16 protein-coding genes and 2 tRNA genes are annotated in these 20,044 nt (G+C 40.9%); 16 read left to right on the plus strand and 2 right to left on the minus strand.

The features are described from left to right. The first annotated feature begins 25 nt into the window (after positions 1-25). The 9 genes from mfd (at position 26) to ACQKL5_RS20440 (ending at position 9,816) form a co-directional block, all read left to right on the plus strand. Entirely contained in the window at positions 26-3,562 is a 3,537-nt protein-coding gene (mfd, locus tag ACQKL5_RS20400) for a transcription-repair coupling factor (protein WP_427610671.1), read from the plus strand. A gap of 179 nt (positions 3,563-3,741) precedes the next feature. Further along, complete coding sequence (spoVT, locus tag ACQKL5_RS20405) at positions 3,742-4,278, plus strand: stage V sporulation protein T (protein WP_427610672.1); 537 nt, start codon at positions 3,742-3,744, stop codon at positions 4,276-4,278. A gap of 206 nt (positions 4,279-4,484) precedes the next feature. Beyond that, entirely contained in the window at positions 4,485-6,110 is a 1,626-nt protein-coding gene (locus tag ACQKL5_RS20410) for a putative polysaccharide biosynthesis protein (RefSeq protein ID WP_427610673.1), read from the plus strand. Further along, a complete protein-coding gene (gene mazG / locus ACQKL5_RS20415) occupies positions 6,104-7,576 on the plus strand; it encodes a nucleoside triphosphate pyrophosphohydrolase (protein ID WP_427610674.1) in 1,473 nt (490 codons plus the stop codon). Before ACQKL5_RS20410 ends, mazG begins: the two co-directional genes overlap by 7 nt. 23 nt (positions 7,577-7,599) lie before the next feature. Further along, positions 7,600-7,863 (plus strand): RNA-binding S4 domain-containing protein, encoded by a 264-nt coding sequence (locus tag ACQKL5_RS20420; RefSeq protein ID WP_427610693.1) that lies wholly within the window; start codon positions 7,600-7,602, stop codon positions 7,861-7,863. Positions 7,864-7,937: 74 nt separating this feature from the next. Then, positions 7,938-8,246, plus strand: coding sequence for a sporulation protein YabP (gene yabP, locus ACQKL5_RS20425; RefSeq protein WP_402875924.1), 309 nt, complete (start codon positions 7,938-7,940; stop codon positions 8,244-8,246). Continuing rightward, a complete protein-coding gene (yabQ, locus tag ACQKL5_RS20430) occupies positions 8,243-8,875 on the plus strand; it encodes a spore cortex biosynthesis protein YabQ (RefSeq protein WP_427610675.1) in 633 nt (210 codons plus the stop codon). The genes yabP and yabQ overlap by 4 nt, the downstream gene beginning before the upstream one ends. Before the next feature lie 14 nt (positions 8,876-8,889). Continuing rightward, complete coding sequence (locus ACQKL5_RS20435) at positions 8,890-9,276, plus strand: FtsB family cell division protein (protein WP_427610676.1); 387 nt, start codon at positions 8,890-8,892, stop codon at positions 9,274-9,276. Between the two features lie 81 nt (positions 9,277-9,357). Next, positions 9,358-9,816 (plus strand): S1 domain-containing RNA-binding protein, encoded by a 459-nt coding sequence (locus tag ACQKL5_RS20440; protein ID WP_427610677.1) that lies wholly within the window; start codon positions 9,358-9,360, stop codon positions 9,814-9,816. 191 nt (positions 9,817-10,007) lie between these two features. Here the strand turns inward: ACQKL5_RS20440 and ACQKL5_RS20445 are convergent. Next, a tRNA-Glu gene (locus ACQKL5_RS20445) sits at positions 10,008-10,079 on the minus strand. A gap of 17 nt (positions 10,080-10,096) precedes the next feature. Next, a tRNA-Met gene (locus ACQKL5_RS20450) sits at positions 10,097-10,170 on the minus strand. 327 nt (positions 10,171-10,497) lie between these two features. Here ACQKL5_RS20450 and spoIIE point away from each other — a divergent pair. From spoIIE to ACQKL5_RS20485, 7 genes are all read left to right on the plus strand, one after another. Next, on the plus strand, positions 10,498-12,966 hold the full coding sequence (spoIIE, locus tag ACQKL5_RS20455) for a stage II sporulation protein E (protein WP_427610678.1): 2,469 nt from the start codon (positions 10,498-10,500) through the stop codon (positions 12,964-12,966). Between the two features lie 200 nt (positions 12,967-13,166). Then, positions 13,167-13,904, plus strand: coding sequence for a VWA domain-containing protein (locus tag ACQKL5_RS20460; protein WP_427610679.1), 738 nt, complete (start codon positions 13,167-13,169; stop codon positions 13,902-13,904). Beyond that, the gene (locus ACQKL5_RS20465; RefSeq protein WP_427610680.1) at positions 13,870-14,838 is read left to right on the plus strand and encodes a protein kinase domain-containing protein; all 969 of its coding nucleotides are present in this window, start codon (positions 13,870-13,872) and stop codon (positions 14,836-14,838) included. The genes ACQKL5_RS20460 and ACQKL5_RS20465 overlap by 35 nt, the downstream gene beginning before the upstream one ends. Positions 14,839-14,930: 92 nt before the next feature. Beyond that, positions 14,931-16,325, plus strand: a complete 1,395-nt coding sequence (gene tilS / locus ACQKL5_RS20470; RefSeq protein WP_427610681.1) for a tRNA lysidine(34) synthetase TilS — start codon at positions 14,931-14,933, stop codon at positions 16,323-16,325. Positions 16,326-16,356: 31 nt separating this feature from the next. Beyond that, positions 16,357-16,896, plus strand: a complete 540-nt coding sequence (hpt, locus tag ACQKL5_RS20475; RefSeq protein WP_427610694.1) for a hypoxanthine phosphoribosyltransferase — start codon at positions 16,357-16,359, stop codon at positions 16,894-16,896. Between the two features lie 117 nt (positions 16,897-17,013). Next, complete coding sequence (ftsH, locus tag ACQKL5_RS20480; protein ID WP_427610682.1) at positions 17,014-19,077, plus strand: ATP-dependent zinc metalloprotease FtsH; 2,064 nt, start codon at positions 17,014-17,016, stop codon at positions 19,075-19,077. A gap of 174 nt (positions 19,078-19,251) precedes the next feature. Further along, on the plus strand, positions 19,252-20,031 hold the full coding sequence (locus ACQKL5_RS20485; protein WP_427610695.1) for a type III pantothenate kinase: 780 nt from the start codon (positions 19,252-19,254) through the stop codon (positions 20,029-20,031). Positions 20,032-20,044 lie beyond the last annotated feature (13 nt).

A 20,044-nucleotide genomic window follows, 5' to 3' on the forward strand; every position in this document is an offset into this window, starting at 1 on the left:
AAATTAAAGAGAGGAGGGACAGACTGTGGATGGATTGCAAAATTTGTTTTCTAAGCAAGATGATGTTCATTCGTTAATATCCGGCATAGATGAAGGGCTAAAGGAGCAAATGGTATCTGGCTTGACCGGTTCATCTAGATCGCTTCTGTTGGCATCTGTGTACGAGAAGACGAACAGACCCATTTTGGTAGTGACTCATAATTTGCTGCAAGCTCAAAAGTTCCAAGAAGACTTATCCAGTTTTATCCCGGAAGATGAACTATTTATATATCCAGCCAATGAATTAATTGCAGCTGACTTGAGTGTAGCCAGTCCTGAATTACGAGCTCAACGTGTAGAGGCCTTGAATTTCTGGGCTAAGGGCAAGAAAGGGATCGTCATTGCACCAATTCCTGGTGTCCGCCGAGTGCTTCCTCCAAAAGATGTCTGGAAGAAGCATCAGCTATCATTTAAATTAGGTGAAGAAATCGACCTGGAATCCACTTTAGGCAAGTTCATCGCTATGGGGTACACCCGGGCCGAGATGGTTTCTTCCCCAGGGGAGTTCAGCATCCGCGGCGGTATCATTGATATCTATCCCATAACGGAACCTAACCCTATGCGCATTGAGTTATTTGATACGGAAATTGATTCTATCAGGACGTTTTCATCAGAAGATCAGCGCTCCATCAATAAGCTTCAGACAGTAACCATAGGTCCTGTTAGCGAGGCGTTATTGGAGAAAGTTCATATTGAATCCATTATCTCGAAACTTGAAAGTGGATTGAGCAAGAGCTTGAAAAAAATTAAGGATGAAAAAACGAAGGAACAATTAATCCAAACCATCAGCTATGAGCTTGAGCAGCTTAAGATGGGGAATAAACCGGATCAAATCTTCAAATACCTTAGTTTAGCGTATGAGAAACCCGCTAGTTTAATAGATTATCTTCCCGTAAATGGCTTGGTTTTCTTAGACGAGATCAGTAGGATACAAGAACTCAATGATTCTTTGGAAAAAGAAGAGGCAACATGGTATACAGAGCTTATAAGCCAGGGGCAGATAATCCATGATATCCAATTAGCCCACCCGATGCAGGAACTAATTGTGAAATCAAATAGGCCGTTTGTGTACCTTTCCTTATTTTTACGGCATGTACCGCACACGAACCCGCAAAACATCCTTAACTTTTCCAGTAAGCAAATGCAGAATTTCCATGGACAGATGAACGTGTTTAAAGCCGAACTGGAACGCTGGAAAAAAGGGAACTTTACGGTGATCATTCTTGGCCAAGATGAGGAACGAGTGAAAAAGTTGCATGCTATATTAGCGGACTATGATATAGAAGCGGCAGAGCTCTTGGATGCCAATAGCATTCTTCCGGGTAAAGTACAGATCCTACATGGTAGCCTTAATAGCGGCTTTGAATTACCGATGCAGAAATTCAGCATCATTACGGAAACGGAATTATTTAATAAGAAAGCAAAAAAATCGATTCGCAGGCAGAAACTATCAAATGCGGAACGAATCAAAAGTTACTCCGAGCTGAAGATCGGCGATTATGTCGTCCATGTTAATCATGGGATTGGGAAGTACTTGGGGATTGAAACGTTAACGATTAATGGGGTACATAAAGATTATCTGCATATTAAGTATCAAGCGGACGATAAATTGTATGTTCCCGTTGATCAAATCAACCTTGTCCAAAAGTATGTGGGTTCCGAAGGGAAGGAACCGAAGCTTTACAAGTTAGGCGGAACAGAGTGGAAGCGTGTAAAAAGCAAGGTTCAATCTTCTGTGGAGAATATCGCAGATGATTTAATTAAGCTGTATGCAGAACGGGAAGCGGCGAAGGGTTATGCTTTTTCTCCTGATGGGGATATGCAGCGGCAATTTGAGACATCATTTGCTTATAACGAAACGGAAGATCAGTTGCGATCCATCACCGAGATTAAAAAGGATATGGAACGTGAAAGGCCAATGGACCGTTTGTTATGCGGTGATGTGGGATATGGAAAAACGGAGGTAGCTATTCGGGCTGCTTTTAAAGCGATTATGGATGGTAAACAGGTGGCCTTCCTTGTTCCGACTACGATTCTTGCCCAACAGCATTATGAAACATTAAGGGAACGGTTCCAGGATTATCCCATCAATATAGGGCTCATGAGTCGCTTCCGTACAAAAAAACAGCAAACGGAGACGATAAAGGGTTTAAAGGCTGGCACTGTGGACATCGTTGTCGGAACCCACAGGATTCTATCCAAGGATTTGGTGTATCGTGATTTAGGGTTGCTGGTAATTGACGAGGAACAGCGCTTTGGTGTGACTCATAAGGAAAAAATAAAACGATTAAAGACCAATGTCGATGTTTTGACTCTGACAGCTACTCCTATCCCGAGAACCCTTCATATGTCTATGCTTGGCGTTCGTGATTTATCTGTCATCGAGACACCACCGGAAAACCGTTTTCCCATTCAGACATATGTTATGGAGTATAACGGAAACTTGGTAATAGAAGCGATAGAGCGAGAGCTAGCGAGGGATGGACAGGTTTATTTCCTTTATAATAGGGTAGAGGATATAGCAAGAAAAGCAGAAGAAATTTCCATGTTGGTACCCGATGCCCGTGTTACATATGCTCATGGGCAAATGTCCGAACAGGAACTAGAAGCCGTCATGTTTGGTTTTCTAGAAGGAGAATACGACGTTTTAGTAAGTACAACTATTATAGAAACCGGTGTAGATATTCCTAACGTCAATACGCTCATCGTGAATGAAGCGGATAGAATGGGTCTTTCCCAACTTTATCAGCTTCGTGGTCGCGTTGGACGGTCAAATCGGGTGGCCTACGCATTCTTTACGTACAGAAAAGATAAAGTGCTAACTGAAGTTGCTGAAAAACGCCTCCAATCTATCAAGGAATTCACGGAATTGGGATCAGGATTTAAAATTGCCATGCGTGATTTATCCATTAGGGGAGCAGGAAATATATTAGGAGCCCAACAACATGGCTTTATTGATTCAGTTGGTTTTGACCTGTACTCTCAAATGTTACAAGAGGCTGTAGAGGCAAAACGTTCTGATAAACCGGTCGAAGAAAAGTCTTCACTCGAAATTGATATCGAAGTCGATGCATATATCCCGGATGCCTACATATTGGACGGACATCAGAAGATCGAAATGTATAAACGGTTTAGAGGAATTGATTCGCTTGAAGAAGTGGATGAATTAAAAGACGAAATGCTCGATCGATTTGGTGAATATCCAGAAGAGGTAGCCTATTTATTTTTAATCGCTGAAATGAAGGTGTTTGCTAATAATGCTGGCATTGAGAGTGTGAAGCAGCTCAAGCAGGAAATCACCATTCTCCTTAGGGAAGAAGTAAGTGGCTCTGTGGATGGGCAAAAGGTCTTTGAACTTGGATCGAAATACGGCCGAATGGTCGGATTCGGTATGGATGGTAATCGAATGAAACTTGTTCTGCACATAAAAGGGGTAGAACAAAGCAAGTGGTTACCTATTCTTTTCGAAATGACAAAAGGTCTGCAGCATGTCCAAAAGGAAATACAAGCGACAAAAAATTAATGGAACTTTTTAACGAAACCGTTATTAAATTATTTATAAAAAATACATCAAAAAGAAATATTTTTTCAAAATGTATAGAACTTACCATTAGAAAAATACTAAGTTCAATAGCTGGTGATGTTTTTCTTTACAAAAAGAGGATAGATCAAATCAATTAGATGAAAGTGAGGCAACATTAGATGAAAGCAACAGGTATCGTTCGGCGAATTGATGATTTAGGAAGAGTTGTCATCCCAAAAGAAATTCGAAGGACTCTCCGCATTCGTGAAGGTGATCCACTAGAAATTTTCGTGGATAGAGATGGAGAAGTCATCTTAAAGAAATACTCCCCAATTAGTGAACTGGGCGATTTCGCAAGAGAATATGCAGAAGCAATATACGATAGCCTTGGAAATCCAGTTATGATTTGTGACCGAGATACCTACATTGCAGTGGCAGGCGGTTCTAAAAAAGAATATTTAAATAAAAGCATCAGTGACTTAGTGGAAAAAATCATGGAAGATAGAAACCCAGTCCTTGAATCACCGAATGGACAAGTTTCCTTCGTGGATTCAAACGATGAGGAAGTTCAATCTTATGCAGCAGCTCCCATCATAGCTAGCGGCGATCCAATTGGTGCGGTCTTGATTTTCTCTAAAGATGGTGCGCTAGGGGAAGTGGAACAGAAGTCCGTTGAAACTGCAGCAAGTTTTCTAGCAAGACAAATGGAACAGTAATTGATGCAATTATATATATGGACGGGCAAAGGGCAGCATTCGCTGTCCTTTTTGTTCATTTATAAGTAGGTTTTTGCAAGGGTGCCCTATAAAAAATTGATCTTTCAGTCAGAATGAAAATATAGGAGGAGGTCTGTCCTGTAGGCAAAACAAGTTCTTAATTATGCTATAATAACAACCACATATAAGTGAAAAGGGGAAAAGAAATGGCTGAAAAGCCTTATAAAGCGTCAACGGATATCTTTCGCGGAGCCCTGATTTTAAGTGCAGCGGCAATCATCGTGAAAATCTTGAGTGCCGCCTATCGCATACCTTATCAAAATATCGCAGGGGATATCGGATTTTATATCTATCAGCAGGTGTATCCTTTTTACGGAGTTGCTCTGACACTCTCGACCATTGGCTTTCCAGTGGTCATATCAAAACTCATTGCAGAGCGGGGATCTTCTGAAGAAGACTATACGATTAAAGATATTCTGACAACTGCCATGATTGTCTTAAGCTCAATTGGTTTATTGTTATTTATGGCTCTTTTCCTTGGAGCGGATTGGATTGCAGGGGGTATGACGGATCCAGGGCTATCCGGTCTCTTGAAAATCATTGCCTTCTCCTATTTATTAATGCCGCTTTCATCTGTCTTAAGAGGATATTTCCAAGGGAAACACGACATGATGCCCACTGCGGGTTCGCAGGTGGCTGAACAGAGTATCCGAGTTATTACGATCCTCGTATTATCGACGCTGTTTGTGCAAAAGGGCTACTCAATGTATGCTGTCGGTAAGGGGGCGGTCTTCGGTTCCATTACGGGAGGCATCACGGGGCTGGCGCTCTTACTTACCTTTGTACTGTTAAGAGGGGAATGGAAGCTATTTTCACCAATGATAGTAAAGCGCTCGCATTTCCTTAGTATTTCCAAGAGCCTACTCTTTCAAGGTTTGGCCTTTTGTGTGACCGGCCTTATCCTTATCTTATTTCAGTTCGTGGATTCCCTGCATCTCTATTCCTTATTGAGAGATTCCGGAATGGATGAGGGGGAAGCAAAGAGATGGAAAGGGATCTATGATAGAGGTCAGCCTTTGCTTCAACTGGGTACGGTCGTGGTGAACTCTTTTGCACTGGCACTTGTCCCGGTTATCGCGGGATTCGTCCGGGATCGTAACGATCAGGAAATACTCGGGAAGGTAAGATTGGTTTTACGTGTGAGTACAACGCTAGGAATGGCTGCAACGGTAGGCTTGGTGGCCATGATGAGACCAGTCAATTACATGTTGTTCACCGACTCGGAGGGTACAGGCACCTTAGCCATATACTCCTTATCAATCGTATTTACTTCGCTCATCATGACAACAGCGGCAGTAATACAATGCCTGGGTCATTCAGTCACCCCTGTGACCATTACACTCATAGGGGTAGGTATCAAATGGATCTTAGACCTTATTCTAGTTCCCCATTACCATATTGCGGGGGCAGCCACTTCTACTGTAATCGCGTTTATGGTCATGACGATTTTGTTCTATATGGTTTTGAAGGTACATATCAAAAATCCCTTATTTAAGAAGAGGCACCTGTTTATTATAGGTAAGAGTACGGTATACATGGGATTGGCAGTCGTACTTTTCAATGAAGCATACTTTTGGTTAATGTCTTCCGGAGAAAGCAGACTGCTTGCTACAATTCAGGCCTTAGCGGGTGTAGGCTTGGGCGCGGTAATTTTCCTTGTAATAATCATTCGCACCGGTTTGTTCACAGAAGAAGAGCTATCCTTAATACCTGCAGGTTTAAAGGTTAAACGCCTTATTATAATGAAGAATAGAGGTACTAAAAAATGTTGACGAATGAGATAACAATCATAGGTCTTGGAGCGGGTGATTTAGATCAGCTTCCATACGGGATTTATAAAAAATTAACACAAGCAAAAGAATGCTTCGTCCGGACACTGGACCATCCGGTGATCACAGATTTGGCTGGGGAAGGAATCCAGTTCTTTTCGTTTGATTCAGTATACGAGAAACATGATCAGTTTGAGGCGGTATATGAGGAAATATCAGAAACACTATTAGAGGCGGCGATTAAAGGACCAGTTATATATGCTGTTCCAGGCCATCCCATGGTTGCCGAGAAGACGGTCCAGCTCTTATTGGAAAAAGGGCCAGACCGAGGAGTCGCCATCAAGCTTGAAGGCGGACAAAGCTTCCTTGACCCATTGTTCCAAGCGGTTAAAATAGACCCGATTGAAGGGTTTCAACTATTGGACGGAACGGCACTCTCTCCCGACGACCTGCATATCGGTCAGCATATGATCATCGGTCAGGTGTACGATGCATTCAGCGCTTCTAACGTGAAGTTGACACTAATGGAAAAGCTCCCGGATGACTACGCTGTGTTTATCGTAACAGCGGCGGGAAGCAGTAAGGAAAAGGTGACCCAATGTGCGCTTTATGAGCTAGATCGGCAAATGGAGCTAAGTAATTTGACGAGTGTTTATGTACCGCCTGTTAAAGAAGAGGCGATGCAGTATCGAGAATTTTCCAAGCTTCGGCAAATCATCGCACAACTGAGAGGCCCTGACGGATGTCCTTGGGATAAGAAACAAACACATGAAAGCCTAAAAAAATATCTAATAGAAGAGGCGTATGAACTGATAGACTCAATCGATGAAGAAGATGATGAAGGAATGATTGGGGAATTAGGGGATGTGCTTCTACAAGTGATGCTTCACGCGCAAATCGGTGAAGATGAAGGCATGTTCACTATTGATGATATAATAGGCGGGATTTCGGCTAAAATGGTCCGCCGTCATCCACATGTATTCGGAGATGTACAGGTGAGCGGTGAGGAAGATGTTTTAGTAAACTGGCAGAAAATCAAAGAAGAAGAAAACGGAAAAGAGACAGATGCCTCCCTTTTAGATGGCGTGGAAAAATCACTGCCGAACCTGCTCCGTGCCGAGGATTATCAGAAGAGGGCTGCCAAGGTTGGATTCGACTGGGGAGAGGTTTCCGAGGCGTGGAAAAAGGTTATAGAAGAAGTGCAAGAATTTGAAGATGAAATGAAGAATCCAAATCCGGACAAGAATCGGATCAAATCCGAATTGGGCGACCTCTTTTTTGCACTAGTCAATGTTTCGCGCTATTATGACATACAAGCAGAAGAAGCTGTCCATAAGGCAAATCATAAATTTTATCAACGGTTTACATATATCGAAGAGTGTATCAAGAAGGAGGGAAAAGATTTCTCTGATTATACGTTAGAGGAATTGGATTCTTACTGGAATGAAGCCAAAGCAAAAGGACTTTAATAATAGGGGGATGTAAAATGTCGATGAGATTAGATAAATTTCTAAAGGTGTCAAGGTTAATCAAGCGTAGGACTCTTGCCAAAGAAGTAGCGGATAAAGGCCGAATCACCATTAATGGCGTACAGGCAAAGGCGAGTTCTAATGTAAAAGAGGGCGATGAATTAACGGTGCGATTTGGCCAAAAACTGGTTACAGTACGCGTCGAGAAAATTCAGGAAACCACGAAAAAAGAAGCAGCCGCTGAGATGTTTTCTATCGTAAAGGAAGAGAAGCTGGTAGAAGAGTAAGGACAGGCTTGTTCTAATTCATCCCAAATGCACATACACTTGTACAAAATCAATGGTATTGTGAGGGATGAAAAATGAGCCAATATATTGATCCAAATGCTGGTTATACAAAAGGAACAATCCAGGAACATGATGTCACGATGAAGGGCCGCCGTTTATTGGATATTACCGGTGTTAAGCAAGTGGAAAGTTTCGATAATGAAGAGTTCCTGCTTGAAACATCCATGGGGTTTCTATCGATACGCGGTCAAAATTTACAAATGAAGAATCTAGACGTCGATAAAGGGATTGTTTCTATCAAGGGGAAAGTTTTTGACCTTGTATACTTAGATGAGCAATCTGGGGAGAAAGCTAAAGGATTCTTTGGCAAATTGTTCAAATGACCTTGACGATTCAATTTTATACGTTGCTTTCGATGATAGGAATGGGCAGTTTGTTTGGTGCTGCCCTAGATACGTATAACCATTTTCTAAAGCGTGCAGAGAGAAGTAAGTGGATTGTCTTCCTGCATGATTTTCTTTTCTGGGTCATTCAAGGCCTAATCATTTTTTATGTCCTGTTTTTAGTGAACGAGGGTGAGCTACGCCTCTATTTATTTTTGGCCTTATTATGCGGATTTTCTGCCTACCAAGCTCTTTTGAAAGGATTATACCTTCAATTTTTGGCATTTGTGATTTTAGTTGTAATCAAACTGTTTAGGTTTTTGACGGAATTGGTTCGCATGCTACTATTCAAGCCAATCAAGTGGATCGTCATGTCCATATTTGTATTTATACTTGGAATAGGAAAAGTTATTGGAGCTCTTTTAAAAGGTATCGGTAAAGTAGTCCTTTTTATATTAAATATATTTTGGAAGCCCCTAAGCTGGATATTGATAAAAATGTGGAATTTATTGCCGGTTTTTGTTACAAAAAACGGCGAGAAGTTTTATAATAAAGGAAAAGGTATTTTATTGAAAATGAAGAATTCTATAAGTGAGACAGTCCATAGATGGAGAAAAAGAAAAAAGTGAGGAGTGATAGGACCATGAGCAGCCTCGAGAAAAGGAAAGTAGCAAAAATCGATAATCCTTACGTCGCTCAACAGGAGAAAAAGGTACAAACAGTCCAGAAAAAGAAACGTGGTTTGGTTCGCCGATTAACGCTATATTCCGTTTTCGCCGCTATTTTTTTGATTGTGGCTGTTTCCACTCTTGTCACGCAGAGTATGGCCTTAGATGAAAAAGTACAGCAAAAAGAAGAATTAGAAGAAAAGTTTGCTAAGATGGAGAAAAAAGAGACCCTCCTTAAAGAAGAAATCGTTAAACTAAATGATGAGGATTATATCGCGAAAATTGCGAGACGGGATTACTTCTTATCGGACAAAGGGGAAGTCATCTTCAACCTTCCAAAGGGGAAGGAAGAAAGCGACTGAAATTTTGACACTGTTTTTTTACTTTAGCTATAATATAAGTGAAGAGATCTTTTAACATTTCTAAGGAGGAACATTTTTTTTATGTCAATCGAAGTAGGCAGCAAGTTACAGGGTAAAGTAACGGGCATAACTAATTTTGGTGCATTTGTAGAGTTGACTGAAGGTTCTACAGGTCTCGTCCATATCAGTGAAGTCGCAGATAACTATGTCAAAGATATTAATGACCATTTGAAAGTCGGAGATGTAGTTGAAGTGAAAGTCATCAATGTGGAAAAAGACGGAAAAATTGGCTTATCCATAAAGAAAGCAATAGACCGGCCTGAAGGAGAGCGAAAACCTTCGTATACACCGCGTCCACGACAAGGAAGAGGAAATGATAATCGTTCAAAAGACCTCCGTTCAAAAGGTGCAGGCTTTCAACCTAAGGAAAACTTTGAACAAAAAATGGCTAAATTTCTAAAAGATAGCGAAGACCGCTTAACAACCCTCAAACGAAGCACCGAGACAAAGCGTGGAGGGCGAGGAGGAAGACGCGGATAAACCTGCTGCTGAAATGGTTTAGCAACTTTCCTGTTTAAAATTCACTGAATGAATAAAAGAATATAGATCATAAAGAAGGCAAACCTACTGGGGTTGCCTTCTTTTCATATAATAAGAGTTTATTCTAACTAAAAAGCGCCAACGGTTCCTCCACTAGAGAGTACCGTTTGGCGCTTTTTTCTTTATATGGATGACCCGTACGGGATTCGAACCCGTGTTACCGCCGTGAAAGGGCGGTGTCTTAACCGCTTGACCAACGGGCCGAAAGTTATCAAAAGGATAGCGGCAGAGGGGATCGAACCCCCGACCTCACGGGTATGAACCGTACGCTCTAGCCAGCTGAGCTACGCCGCCATAATGGTAAGTGCTACTGAAGCACAAGTTATATCTTACATTCGGACAGAAGGAATGTCAATAAAAAAAAGAAAAATGTTATATATCCAATTTTAGAATAAATATTCGAGGCATTTTCCACAAAAATAACCTAAAAACTTTGCTTTTCTTCAAAAAAAGAGGAACATACGTTTCTCTATTCAGCAAACCCGTCTAAAAACCTGTATACAAATGAACGTTCAAGAAGAAATACGTCGAACATTTTTTCGTTTTGCTTTTAAAATTCTGACAAAAAAATAGACATGCTCTCTATATAATAAAAATCATTAAAGTGAATGGGGTGTTGAAATGGAGAAAATAGAAAGACCTATGATGGAACCACTAGGAGATGTGCAATTGAAAGAAGCAAAGGAGGGTGCAATCAACTGGATTCAAAAGTTACAGGCGAAAACAGATGACATCTTTATTAAGAAAGGCATTTCATTAGCAATTATTGGTTTTTTATTAGGACGAGCTTTAATTCTTTCACAGTTATCACCATTTGCCCTTCCGTTTTTCGCCGCCGTATTTCTCATGCGTCGTGATCGAGCACCACTTGCACTGTTCGGTTTAATTGCAGGAGGTTTAACCATCCATTACTCCAATAGTTTAGTGATTTTTGCATCGGCGTTCCTGCTTCTCCTTTTCAACAAGATTAAGAGGCCGGGAATTGAAGGGCAATTCAAGACAATGTCGATGTATGTGTTCGCTTCACTCTTCCTGGTGAATCTGGGTCAGCAATATCTGGTTTTCCGAACGATTCAGCTTTACGACATGATGATGATAGGGGTAGAGGCGGGACTCGCAATGATACTCACCTTGATTTTCATTCAGTCCATTCCGTTGCTATCCATACGAAAGAAATCGCAAGCATTAAGGACAGAGGAGATCGTCAGTATAATCATCTTACTTGCCTCGGTGATGACCGGGACGATTGGCTGGATGATTTATGATTTATCCCTCGATCATATATTCTCAAGATATCTGGTCCTCCTATTCGGGCTGGCGGGTGGGGCCGCCATAGGCTCCACGGTCGGCGTCGTAACAGGATTAATATTCAGTCTAGCCAGCGTCGCAAGCCTTTATCAAATGAGTCTCCTTGCCTTTTCAGGCTTACTTGGTGGGTTATTGAAAGAGGGTAGAAAGATCGGCGTTGCCGCAGGCCTATTAATTGCGACGCTATTAATAGGCCTGTACGGAGAAGGAACAAACAATATCATGATCACACTCTATGAATCATTTATTGCCGTTCTATTATTTGTATTAACACCATCATCCATCATAAACAAAATTGCAAAACATATACCGGGGACAACGGAAAATTCGGATGAACAGCAGCAGTATGCCCGAAAAGTGAGAGACGTGACCGCCCAAAGGGTCGAACAGTTCTCACATGTATTTGAAGCGCTTTCCAATAGTTTCTCACAAGTGGATGAACGCGGAAGGATGGAGGAGGATGAAAAAGAGTTTGATTACTTTTTAAGCAATGTCACTGAAAAGACATGTCAGATATGTTTTAAAAAGGATCAATGCTGGGCTAAAAACTTTAATACAACCTATGATGGGATGCAGGAAATTATGATCCAATTGAGTGAAAATGATGGACAGCTCCCTCAAAAGACCTCAAAAGAATGGGATAAATATTGTACAAGAGGTCCACAGGTCGTAGGGGCAATTGCTCAAGAGCTTAATTATTTCGAGGCCAATCAAAAACTGAAAAGGCAGGTGAAAGAAAGCAGGAAACTAGTAGCAGACCAGTTACGGGGCGTTTCTGCAGTAATGGATGATTTCGCCAAGGAAATACAAAGGGAAAGGAAGAACCATCATTTACATGAGGAATCTATAATGGAAGCCATTCAGGATTTCGGGCTGAATATCGGGTATGTGGAGATATACAGCCTAGAACAGGGAGGTGTGGATATTGAGATGAGTGTCCCTTACTGTCAAGGCAGAGGGGAATGTGAGAAATTGATTGCTCCCATGCTTTCCGACATTTTGGGAGAAACGATTGTTGTCCATTCTGAGGAATGTGCAAAGTATCCAAATGGACAATGTGAGGTGATATTCCGATCTGCGAAAAAATTCATGGTTGAAACGGGTGTAGCTCATGCTGCAAAAGGGGGAGGGCTTGTATCGGGGGATAGTTATACGACAATGGAAATTGGTGCCGGCAAATATGCAATTGCCATAAGCGATGGTATGGGTAATGGGGAAAGGGCCCACTTTGAAAGTACTGAAACGTTGAAGCTGCTTCAGAAATTCTTACAATCCGGAATAGAAGAAAAGATAGCCATTAAATCTGTAAACTCCGTATTATCTCTGCGTACGACTGATGAAATATTTTCTACTCTTGACCTAGTGATGATTGACCTTCAAGACGCAAAGGCTAGATTTTTGAAAATCTGTTCCATTCCGAGTTTTATCAAGAGGGGGGATAAAGTCATAAAAATAGAATCAAGTAACCTGCCGATGGGCATTATCCAAGAGGTTGATGTGGATGTTGTGTCAGAGGAACTGCGGGACGGGGATATCTTGATCATGATGAGCGATGGGGTATTCGATGGACCATCTCATGTAGAAAATATTGAGTTTTGGCTAAAACGAAAAATCAAGGAAATGGAGACGGATGATCCCCAGGAAATATCTGATTTGATTCTAGAAGAAGTCATACGGACGAAAGGGGTCATTGATGATGACATGACGGTGGTCACATCGAAAATTAAACACAATATACCTAAATGGGCTTCCATTCCTGTTTCCAAACGAAAAGCCCAATAGATGGTTCTATACATGTCCTAAGGAGGATCTTAAAATGCCAAGTTGGTACCTATTTACCCGTTTTAGCAAGTTCGCCGGAACGAAGATTTTACATAGGCAACCAGTCTAGAACGGCGACTGGTTGCCTATGTATTTTAGCGTATAAATTCTTCCTTTTTAGTCAAGTATGGTAACAGATTGAAAGGAAGGGAGAGCCAAACATGAAAGCAGGTACATTAAGACAGATTTTGCTTATAACGGACGGCTGTTCGAATCACGGTGAGGAGCCTGCATCTGTAGCTGAACTAGCAAGAGAGCAGGGCATAACCATCAATGTCATAGGAGTATTGGAAAATGACGTAATAGATGAAAAGGGACTTAAAGAGATCGAGAAAATTGCAGGAGCCGGAGGCGGTGTCAGCCAGATTGTTTATGCACAACAATTATCACAGACCGTTCAGATGGTGACCCAAAAAGCAATGACTCAAACTATACAGGGAGTTATTAATCGTGAGCTTCAACAAATATTGGGCGACTCGAGAACAATGGAAGATCTCCCACCGGATAAAAGGGGAGAAGTGATGGAGGTCGTTGATGAGCTTGGGGAAACGAGCAAGCTTGAAGTGTTAATTCTTGTCGATACCAGTGCGAGTATGAAACATAAGCTTCCAACCGTGAAGGATTCCTTATTAGACCTATCCCTCAGTATGAATGCAAGGATGGGTGATAGTCGTTTTTCCGTATTTGCATTTCCCGGGAAAAGGAACGACGTGGAAAAATTGCTAGATTGGACACCGAACCTGGAAGCATTGACGAAGATTTTTTCCAAGCTTAGTACGGGAGGACTTACACCGACGGGACCAGCAATTCGGGAAGCACTTTCTCATTTTAATAAAAAACGTTCATTGAGGGGATTGTTATCACATGATGATGAACAATACTTTGAGGAATCTATGTAAACTACCCACTGGAAGTATCATCACTGGAAAATGGAATAAGAATCACTACACAATTATTAAGGAGTTGGGCTGCGGCGCTAACGGATATGTTTATCTAGTTGAAAGCAAAAACCGTCATTATGCACTGAAGCTCAGCGATAATGGGACTTCCATTATTTCAGAGATGAATATTTTAAAATCCTTTTCCAAGGTCCAGGGGTCTACCCTTGGGCCTTCATTTCTGGAAGCGGATGATTATATGGAAAAGGGAAAGCAACTGCCGTTCTATGTGATGGAATATATACATGGCCATGATTTCTTATACTTTATTAAGAAAAAGGGATTTTCGTGGATTGGAGTCTTGGTCCTTCAATTATTAACGAGTTTATCTGCCTTGCATGCCAACGGGTGGGTTTTTGGTGACCTGAAACCTGAGAATTTGATCGTGACTTCCCAAGCTTATAAAGTCAGGTGTGTAGATGTTGGCGGAACGACGCTGATGGGGCGATCTGTTAAAGAGTTTACCGAGTTTTTTGATAGAGGATACTGGGGAATGGGATCAAGAAAGGCGGATTTACAGTATGATTTGTTCGCAGTAGCAATGATTATCATCAATTCTGCCTATCCTTCGCGTTTTCAAAAAAAAGGGGAGGGGTATATTCAACTAACTGAATTAATCAAACAGAAAAAGGAATTGCGCCCGTATAGAAAGATGCTAGATAAAGCGTTACTCGGAAAGTATGATTCTGCATTACGGATGCGAGAGGACTTAGTTGCTTTACTGAGTGATCAGAATCAAACAATGAAAAAACCGTCGAGTCAGGCTGCCACCAGACAGACTAGAAGGAGCCAGAATCAACCTAGAAACAAAAGGGGGGGATTTGTGGAGACCTTTTTATTAGTTGCCGTTATTTCAATAATCTATGTTCTTTACATATATGAACAGTTGTTATGATATAGTTAATAAGGTGTAGAAAAGAAATAATTGAAACCATTACACTTTTAAAACGTAGAAACTAATGCCTGTACATAAAGAAGGAAGATTGTATGTTAAAGGAAAAAGTTCTCAAGACCATTTATAGAAACGATTTGATTCAAAAAGATTCAAAGCTGCTCGTAGGTGTTTCGGGAGGACCTGACTCCCTGGTGCTGCTACATTTCCTTAATGAGATTCAGTCTCTTTTCCATTTTGAAATCATTGTTGCGAGTGTTGACCATATGTTTCGCGGCGAGGAATCCTTTGGCGATTATCAATATGTCAAACAAATATGCAAACAGTGGGGAATCATTTTTGAAGGCAGAAGGATCGATGTACCAGCATATATTGAAGAGACAGGCCAAAGTTCTCAAGCATCTTCACGAATATTGCGTTTTGCTTTCTATGAAGAAATGATGGAAAAGCACCAAGCTACAACGCTTGTTTTAGGACACCATGGTGATGACCAAGTCGAAACAATCCTCATGCGAATGACCAGAGGAGCAACAGGTAAAGCTAGGGCCGGGATATCGTTAAAAAGACCTTTCCATGGCGGTCAGCTCATCCGACCTTTTCTTGAAGTCACTAAGGATGAGATTATCGAATATGCAAGCATTCACCATCTTGAACCCAGATACGATCCAAGCAATCAAAAGGATGATTATCTAAGAAACAGGTTTAGACACGAGGTCCTTCCATTCCTGAAGAAAGAAAATAATAATGTTCATGATCATTTCCAACGCTTTAGCGAAGAACTAATGGAGGATGAGGATTTTCTACAGGAATTAGCCAGGAAAGAAACATCCGAAATTTGGCTTCAACAGGATAGGAATCATTCAGTCATTCAGATTGAAAAGGTTCTTGCAATGCCTAAACCTTTACAAAGAAGATCTATTCAACTAATATTAAACTATCTTTATTTGGAGAGACCTTCATCGCTTTCAGCATTACATATCGATCAACTTTTAGCTTTGTTTTTAAATCCTCAACCTTCTGCAGAATTGCACCTACCGGAAGGCCTTATTGTGGAAAAGTCCTATCAAACATGCATCTTTAGATTTTTCCGGCAAGAAAGCCTTGAATATTCCTTTTTATTACAAATTCCTGGTGAGACTTTTCTTCCGAATGGATATAAAATTAAAGCACACTATATAAAAGATGAAATTCCCCATACAAAAGGAAACGATTCTTTTATACTACCTGAATCAGCTGTTCAATTTCCCCTGATTGCACGAACAAGGCGTGAAGGCGAAAGAATGGGTGTGAAGGGATTGGGTGGCACGAAAAAGTTGAAGGAGATTTTTATCAATGAAAAAATCCCAATGCTAGAAAGAAATGCATGGCCGATTATCATCGATCAATCGGGATTGGTCATTTGGCTTCCCGGCTTAAAAAAATCGAATGTTGAACCGGACCTGGTTTCTGATGAATCATCTTTAATCTACTTAGAATATAAAAAAGCTTAATCTTCTTGGGGGGCAATTAATTACAATGACCATGCAAAATGACATTGAAAAAGTGTTAATATCTGAGGAAGAACTTCAACAGAAAATCAGGGAAGTGGGAGCGCAGCTTGAAGCTGATTACCAAGGCAAATTCCCACTGGCTATCGGTGTTTTAAAAGGCGCTATGCCTTTTATGTCAGATTTATTGAAACGTGTGGATACACATCTTGAAATGGATTTCATGGATGTTTCTAGTTATGGCAACTCCACTGTTTCATCTGGTGAAGTGAAAATCATCAAAGATTTAGATACATCAGTTGAGGGTCGGGACATTTTAATCATCGAAGATATCATCGACAGCGGTTTAACCTTGAGCTACCTTGCAGAGCTTTTCCGTTACCGCAAGGCAAAATCAATTAAAATCGTTACCTTATTAGATAAACCAACAGGCAGGAAGGTTGATATTAAACCTGATTATGTAGGATTCATCGTTCCTGATGCATTTGTTGTCGGATATGGTCTTGATTATGCAGAAAAATATCGTAATCTCCCGTATATCGGCATATTGAAACCTGAGATTTACACGAAATAATCGTATTCATTTAAAAGTGAGGACCAGATAAAAACAGCGGTGTTAAATTATTGTAATTCATTAATTTTGTATGATAATATTTACTATAGTTTTTGTACCCGTGGGAGGAGGTAAGGAATGAATCGGATCTTCCGTAATACCATATTTTATTTACTGATATTTTTAGTCATCATTGGAATTGTGAGCATTTTCAACAATAACAATGAACCTCAGGAAAAATTGACTCAAGATCAATTCTATAAGCATTTGGAGAGTGGGGACGTCAAATCTTTAACGATGCAACCCGAAGGCAGTGTATTTGAAATTACAGGGAAGCTTAAATCGTATGAAGACGAAAACAAGTACTTTGTAGCATACGTTCCATTTAGTGAATATGCACAGAGTCGCATCGGTGAAGCTGTAAAAAAACAAAATACTGAAATCATTGATGTTTTACCTCCAAAACAAACAAGTGGTTGGTTTACATTCTTTACTTCGATCATTCCGTTTGTAATCATTTTCATACTCTTCTTCTTCTTACTTAATCAGGCACAAGGCGGCGGTGGCGGCCGAGTGATGAACTTCGGTAAAAGTAAGGCGAAGCTGTATAACGATGATAAGAAAAAAGTTCGCTTCAATGATGTTGCCGGGGCGGATGAAGAAAAGCAAGAGTTAGTCGAGGTTGTTGAGTTCTTAAAAGATCCTCGCAAATTTGCAGAGCTTGGTGCCCGTATTCCTAAAGGGGTCCTTTTAGTGGGTCCTCCTGGTACAGGTAAAACTTTACTCGCACGAGCGGTAGCTGGTGAGGCAGGCACTCCTTTCTTCTCAATCAGTGGTTCTGATTTCGTGGAAATGTTCGTTGGTGTCGGTGCATCACGTGTTCGTGATCTATTTGAAAATGCAAAGAAAAATGCTCCATGTATCATCTTCATTGATGAAATTGATGCTGTAGGTCGTCAAAGGGGCGCAGGCCTTGGTGGCGGTCATGATGAACGTGAACAGACGTTAAATCAATTACTCGTGGAAATGGATGGTTTCGGTGGAAATGAAGGCATTATCATTATTGCCGCAACAAACCGTGCAGATGTATTGGATCCTGCGTTGCTGAGACCTGGACGCTTTGACCGTCAAATTACGGTAGGACGCCCGGATGTTAAAGGCCGTGAAGAGGTACTGAAAGTTCATGCTCGTAACAAACCTTTAGCAGATAGTGTTGATTTAAAAGCAATTGCTCAACGAACACCTGGTTTCTCCGGTGCCGATCTCGAAAACTTACTGAACGAAGCAGCTCTTGTAGCAGCTCGACAAGATAAGAAAAAAATCGATATGTCCGATTTAGACGAAGCTTCAGATCGGGTTATTGCGGGACCTGCAAAGAAAAACCGTGTCATTTCGAAAAAAGAACGGAATATTGTCGCTTGGCATGAAGCAGGTCATACAATTATTGGTTTGGTCCTTGATGATGCTGAAGTGGTTCATAAAGTTACGATTGTCCCTCGTGGTCAAGCTGGCGGATATGCAGTCATGCTTCCGAAAGAAGATCGATTCTTCATGACCGAACCGGAACTAAAAGACAAGATTGTTGGTCTCTTAGGTGGTAGGGTAGCGGAAGAAGTCACTTTCGGTGAAGTGAGCACAGGTGCTCATAATGATTTCCAACGTGCGACTGGCATTGCTCGTAGCATGGTAATGGAATATGGAATGAGTAAACTTGGACCTCTACAGTTTGGTAATTCACAAGGTCAAGTATTCTTAGGACGCGACTTCAATAATGATCAGAACTATTCAGATGCGATCGCTTATGAGATTGATTTGGAGATTCAACGTATCATTAGAGAAGCATATGAAAGATGTAAGAAAATTCTTACGGAGAATCGTGAAAAGCTTGATTTGGTTGCCAAGACACTGCTTGAAGTGGAAACACTGGATGCAGAACAAATCAAAGGACTTTTCCATGATGGTAAATTACCTGAACGTGATTATACCGCTCTAAATGGGGATTTGACTACGGATAAAAACGTAAAAGTTAACATCAATACGAAAAAGGAAGAGAAGGAAGCTCTTTTAGATCCTTTGGATAAAAGAGATCCTGAGGACCTTGAGATAACGGAGGAAGGCTTGAAAACACCTCCGATAGAAGAAGGTAGACCTCAAGATAAACCACTTTCCTTCCCGAATGAAGACGACAATAAAAAGTTATAAGTTGATTTGAAACCTAAAGGGTATTTCCTCATCGGAAATACCCTTTTCTTTACACAAGAAAAGGTGCTATCGCTTACAACTTATTATTTCATCTCCTAGGAAGTGTGACTAATAGCGTGGAAAATAACAGTATGGTATGATGTGGGAGAATAATTTAGCGGAGTGGTGAAAACAATGATTTTTGTACTGGATGTTGGGAATACGAATACTGTATTGGGCGTATACGATGAAGAAATTCTTAAATATCATTGGAGAATTGAAACGAGTCGCAATAAAACAGAAGATGAGTATGGAATGGTCATTAAGTCTTTACTGCAACATGAAGGACTCACTTTCGACCAATTTGATGGCATCATTATTTCATCGGTAGTACCACCAATAATGTTTGCACTTGAGCGCATGTGCAAAAAATATTTTGGCATCAAACCGCTTATCGTTGGACCTGGGATTAAAACAGGTTTGAATATAAAATATGAAAACCCCCGCGAAGTGGGAGCAGACAGAATCGTGAATGCAGTAGCAGGCATTCAGGAGTATGGAAGCCCTCTCATAATCGTGGATTTTGGAACGGCAACGACATATTGCTATATAAATGAGGAAAAACAGTATATGGGTGGCGCAATTGCTCCAGGAATCGGTATCTCTACAGAAGCTCTTTACTCGAAGGCATCTAAACTACCGAGAATTGAAATTAGCCGTCCAGACGGAATAATCGGGAAAAATACGGTTTCAGCCATGCAATCAGGCATTTTATACGGGTATGTCGGTCAAGTAGAAGGTATCGTAAACCGGATGAAGGCACAAAGTAATTTAGAGCCTACGGTCATTGCAACTGGGGGATTAGCAACACTTATCGCTAATGAGTCAACTGTTATCGATGTTGTGGAGCCATTTTTAACATTAAAAGGGCTACAGCTAATTTATAAACGAAATCGGGAACAAGTGAAGAAATAAAAAATTAACAAAA

Origin of the sequence: Peribacillus sp. NPDC097675, assembly GCF_050277655.1 — a bacterium.
In the GTDB taxonomy this organism is placed as follows: domain Bacteria; phylum Bacillota; class Bacilli; order Bacillales; family DSM-1321; genus Peribacillus.